This window comes from Protofrankia sp. CiP1_Cm_nod4, assembly GCF_982290645.1.
The window spans coordinates 23,474-28,545 of sequence record NZ_CEVIVC010000052.1 but is presented as its reverse complement, the minus strand read 5'-3'; the positions used below and the strand labels follow the sequence as shown (position 1 = coordinate 28,545).

The following is a 5,072-nucleotide window of genomic DNA, read 5'->3' as shown; positions in this document are numbered from 1 at the left end:
TGGCCCGTTTCGGCTGCCTGGGCGGGGCGTCGGCGTCGGAGGGCGGCGTGCGCGGGGCGGGCGCGCGGGCCGGGCCGTCAGCCGGGCCGCCGGCCAGGTCATCGGCCGAGGACGACCGCTGTGCGGCGGGGCGGCGTCCCTGTCGCGCCGCCGCACGCCGGGGCGGATCAGCGGCCCTGTCGCCGTCGTGGTCAAGCCCGGCCCTGCTGTCGCTGCCGTGGCCGTCGCTGGTATCGCGGCTGTCGGTGGTGCCGTGGCCGTCGCTGGTATCGCGACTGTCGGTGGTGCCGTGGCCGTCGCCGGTGCCGTGGCTGTCGGTGGCGTCGCGGTCGTCGGCCGCCGTCGAGGGCGGTGGTATCACTACCCGGGTGTCCGGTAGCCGCGGCGGGACGAACAGGCCCCGCGAGGAGGCCGACGCCAGCGGCCGGATCATGCCGGCGCTCATTTCGACGGCGGGCTCCGGCAGCTGGCGGCCGGGCCGGTTCGCCCAGGCCGCGTGCTCGGCCGCCGCGGATCCGGGCTGGGCGAAGCCGGGCTGCCAGTACTCCATCTCGGCGCGGAACGCCCCCGTGCTGCCGAGCTGGCAGAGGATGCCGATCGCGCCCAGGGTGACGCGGTGCATCAACAGATAGGAAGGGGGCAGGTTGAGCAGGCGGCCGAGCTGGGCCGCGGGGGAGCGGGGGTCGCCCAGCCGGATGGCCTCGCCTCGTAGCCAGTCGCGGGAGAAACGGAACGTCTCGGTGGTGACGGGCTCGAGGAGCGGTACCAGGTAGTCGAGGAGGTCCGCCGGCTTCATCCTCACCGTCGGCAGGATGAACCGCTCCGCCCGCAGGCCCGCCAGGACCGCTTCGCCGTTGCCGTCCAGTGCCAGCCGGCTGAGCCGGCCGACGGGTTCGGGCAGCCCGTCCGGGAGGCGGTTGACCGCGCCGAAGTCCAGCACGCCCAGGCGGCCGTCCGGGAGCAGCCGGAAGTTGCCGGGATGCGGGTCGGAGTGCAGCAGCCCGGCCCGCGCCGGGCACGAGTACAGGAAACGCACGAGCAGCAGCCCAGCCCGGTCACGTTCGGTGTCCGTACCGCTGTTTATGATCGTTGACAGGGGCTTGCCGTCGATCCACTCCGTGACCAGGACGTGGTCGGTCGCGGCGACGGCGCTGGGCACGTGGATGTCGAGGTCGTGGTCGAACGCCTCGGCGAAGGCCGTCTGCCAGGCCGCCTCCAGGCGGTAGTCGAGCTCCTCGAGGATGCGCTCCTTCAGCTCGGCGACCAGCGGCTTGATGTCCAGACCGGGGACGATGGCGCTGAACAGCCGAGCCGCGCGCCCGAGCTGGGTGAGGTCGCTGAGCAGCGCCGGGCCGATGCCCGGATACTGGATCTTGACGGCGACATCTCGGCCGTCCGCCCACACGGCGCGGTGTACCTGGCCGATGCTGGCGGCGGCGGCCGGCGCGTCGTCGAAGCTGCGGAAGTTCGTCTGCCAGTCCGTGCCGAAGTCGCCGGCGAGCACCCGGTGGACCGAAGCCGCGGGCAGGGCGGGCGCGGTGTCCTGGAGCTTGGTCAGCGCCGCCCGGTAGGGCCGGGCGATCTCCTCGGGCAGTGCCGCCTCGAAGACCGACAGCGCCTGCCCGAGCTTCATCGCGCCGCCCTTGAGCTCCCCGAGGACGCGGAAGATCTGGGCGGCGGTCCGCTGCTGCAGCTCCGTGGCGACGATCTCGGCGGGGCGCCCGCCGAGTCGCTTACCCGCGCCGATCGTGGCCCGCCCGGCGAAGCCGAGAGGGAGGCTTGCCAGCTTGGCGGTGCGGACGACCGCGCGTTTTGGGATTTCGGACACAGCTCCATCGTGCCTGTTCTGCGGGCGGGAGACAGGAGGGAACGCCGCTTGGAATTTTAATACTACTCTTTGTGGTCGATGTGGTTGGCCTGGCTGATGGCGGACCGGTGGCGCTCCGCTCCGCCTGGTCACGACGCCCGTTCCGTCCACTCGAAGGCGTCGGCTTCGCCCGGATCCCCGTCCGTCGGATCCCCGTCCGTCGGCCAGCCGTCGGCGTCACCGGCGCCCGCGGCTGCCAGCCGCCGGGCGCTACGGCAGGGACATGAGGGGTGGATCGACCACGATCGGCGTCGCAGCCGCAGGTCGGAGACTGTCATCTCCAGCGTCCCGTCGATGGTCGGCAGCTCGTCGGCTGTTGGCCGGCACGGCTGCTCCGGCGGCTCGGCCCGACCGGGCCGGGCGATGCCACGGACGCGACGGTCGCCACGGTCGCTGTGGTCGACAAGGGTGAGCGCCTGCATGGCGGTGAGCCCGGCGGCGACGGTGGCGAGCGCCACGTCGCAGGCGTCGACCCCGGTGTCCGGGCGGCGGGACAGCTGCAGGGCGAGCAACGGCCAGGACGGTTCCATCGCGTGGCGACACAGATGCTGACAGTGCAGGCACGAGGTCACCCCGGGCAGGACCAGCGGCCCGATCACCGCGGTGGTCTCACGAACGCCGGCAAGCAGATGGGGGATGCCGGAGCGTTCCAGCTCAAGCGACTCCCGCGGGTGGACGACCGGTATGCCGGCCGGTGTGACGACGACGAGATCGGGGCGGAACGGCACGGGATGCCGGCACCGGCGTGGCGCGTGGGGGCGTGTCACCCGCGCGATCGCCGCGGTGGCGGCGGCCGAACGGGGCCGCCCGACGTCGTCGAGACGGGCTCCACCCGGCGCGACATCGGCCGCCCTGGTCGTACCGGTGTCGTCGACGACCACGTGCCCGACCCCGGCGGCGGCCAGCAGGGCCGCCACCTGAGCGCCGATCCGGCCCGCCCCGCGGACCTGGATCCGGGCCCGGCGGCGGGCCGCCATCGCTCGCCGGGCATGTTCCGGGTCGGCCGAGCCCAGGGACATCGCCGCCAGGTCCGGCTGGAGGCGCTCCTGGTCCAGCACGGGCGGTGGGGAGCGGTCGGCCGGGCCGGCGTCCGTCAGCAGGCCCGTCCGCTCCAGCAGGAGGACGAGGTCCGCCCGAGTGGCGTCCAGCGAGCTGAGGACCTGCTCACGGGAGCGGGTACCGTCCAGCAGGTCGAGCACGGAGGCGTCCCGCGCCGTCAGCCCGCCGAGGACGATCGCCCGCGCCGGGTCGACGCCGATCTGGAGGGTGGAGCCGTCCCGCCAGAGCCGGCGCAGGCCGGGCTTGAGCATGGGGCGCATCGCGTCCTCCCCGACAGCAGATGACCGGATCGTGATCATATGGTCTCACGCTGTGCCCCATCATGGACATATATCCATTTTTCTGTGGATATTCTGCCGGTGCCGGAGAAGATGCGCCGGTAGCTGTGGACAACTCCCTGCCTGGGCAGGGGCCCCTGCCCAGGGCATGGGCCCCACGGGTGCCATGGGTGACTCGCGTCCGCGCTGGGACGGTTCCTCGCGCACGGTCTGCGCCGGACATCCCATGTTCCTGGGTGTCAATCGGCGGTGCCAAGTGCGACGGTATGCGGCCAGACGGTTGTGGGCTGTGGATGCCGGGGCCGGCTGGTGCCGGGGGCGGCGGCCTCGGGATGCCGTACAGCCGCCGAACGCGCGATGATCCGCCGCGCGCTCGGCGGCCTCGGGGTAACCGTCCGGCCCGAGGAGCGGGCCCCGGGGATGGGGCATGCCTTCCGGGGAAGGTCAGGGAACTATGATGCCGGCGCCTTGCCGAGGATCCTGTTGATCGTGGTTCCGCAGACCGGGCAGGTGCCCCGGGCCATCCGGCGCCCGGAGTCGCTCACCCGGACCTCGCCCTGGTAATGCCGTTTGTCCTTGCATTTGACGCAGTAGCCCTCGTACGTCTCTGCCACTCGTTCTCCCTCTCACCGGCGCCCGCTGACGGGCCGCTGGTTCGTAACGAAGCGCAACGAAGAAGGCCGGCACCAACAGCCGGCCGGGAGCCATCCTCCTCAGGCTGTCGACCCCGCCGCGCGCCACCCCCTGGCCGGGGCCACGGCTGGTTTTCCGTTGTCCCACAGTGGTTGCCGTGTTCGCCGCCGGCTCCCGCGGCGGCGGCGGATGCGGCGGCGGATGCGGTGGTGGCCCGGTGATGGCCCGTGGTGGAAGCGGTGCGCGCCCGGTCATGTCCGACAGCACCGGAAGCCGTGAGGCTCTACGCTCGGGAGGGCCGCTGACGGGGCGGGAAAAACACGGCCGCGCCGTCCTCGCCCGTATCAGCCAGGCAACATCAACCGGACAACATAAACCAGACAACATCAACCAGGTAACGTGGGCCTTCAGGAGTCGATCGTGTCCGAACCGCTGCTGGTCGAACGTCCCGCCGACGGCGTGGTCCTGCTGACGTTGGCCCTGCCCGAACGGCGCAACGCGATGACCGTGGCGCTGACCGCGGCGTGGTCGGCGGCGCTGGACACGATCAGCGCCGATCCTGACGTGCGGGCCGTCATTGTCACAGGGCAGGGGCGCGCGTTCTGCGCGGGCGGCGATCTCGACTGGATCGACCCGAGGCGCAACATCGACTCCGGCGCGGACCGGCTGCGGGCGAAGATGCTCCCCTTCTACCGGACCTGGCTGAAGATCAGATCGCTGGAGGTGCCCACGATCGCCGCGGTCAACGGCGCCGCGGTGGGCGCCGGCCTGTGCCTGGCGCTCGCCTGTGACCTGCGGTTCGCGGCCGAGGGCGCGACCTTCTCCGCCCCCTTCACCCGGCTGGGGATGCATCCGGGGATGGCCGCCACCCGGCTGCTGCCGGAGGCCGTGGGAGTGCTGCGGGCCCGCGAACTGATCTTCACCGGACGGGTCGTCGACGCGCGGGAGGCCGTGGAGATCGGCCTGGTCAACGCGGTGGTGCCGGCTGCCGACCTGGTCGCCACCGCGCTGGAGACCGCGCTGCGGATCGCCGCGGCGGCCCCGGTCGCGACCCGGCTGGCCAAGGTCGCGCTGAAGGGTGAGGACGACATCGAGCAGGTGCTGCAGTGGGAGGCGCTCGCCCAGGCCACCACCATGGCCAACGGTGAGGCCGCCGAGGGGATCCAGGCGCAGCTGGACCGGCGGTCGCCCGCGTTCGCGCCGGTAGCCGCCGCCGGCTGACGCCGGTAGCCGCC

Annotated in this window: 4 protein-coding genes; 1 reads left to right on the top strand and 3 read right to left on the bottom strand. The window is 72.7% G+C overall.

Annotated features, from left to right (window positions below; translation table 11 throughout):
• The 3 genes from AC5LSR_RS12205 to AC5LSR_RS12195 all read right to left on the bottom strand — a co-directional run.
• Window positions 1-1,828: ABC1 kinase family protein (locus AC5LSR_RS12205; RefSeq protein ID WP_493468471.1), on the bottom strand; the 1,828-nt coding region annotated here is incomplete at its 3' end.
• Between the two features lie 128 nt (window positions 1,829-1,956).
• Window positions 1,957-3,225 (bottom strand): ThiF family adenylyltransferase, encoded by a 1,269-nt coding sequence (locus tag AC5LSR_RS12200; RefSeq protein WP_250285126.1) that lies wholly within the window; start codon window positions 3,223-3,225, stop codon window positions 1,957-1,959.
• Between the two features lie 431 nt (window positions 3,226-3,656).
• Entirely contained in the window at window positions 3,657-3,818 is a 162-nt protein-coding gene (locus AC5LSR_RS12195) for a DUF5679 domain-containing protein (protein WP_250285127.1), read from the bottom strand.
• Between the two features lie 439 nt (window positions 3,819-4,257).
• Between AC5LSR_RS12195 and AC5LSR_RS12190 the strand changes: the two genes are divergently transcribed.
• Complete coding sequence (locus tag AC5LSR_RS12190) at window positions 4,258-5,058, top strand: enoyl-CoA hydratase/isomerase family protein (protein WP_250285128.1); 801 nt, start codon at window positions 4,258-4,260, stop codon at window positions 5,056-5,058.
• Window positions 5,059-5,072 lie beyond the last annotated feature (14 nt).

What these genes read in the sequence shown, in the direction of transcription:
- AC5LSR_RS12200 (WP_250285126.1), bottom strand. Translation starts at nt 3,225, where the DNA reads ATGATCACGATCCGGTCATCTGCTGTCGGGGAGGACGCGATGCGCCCC.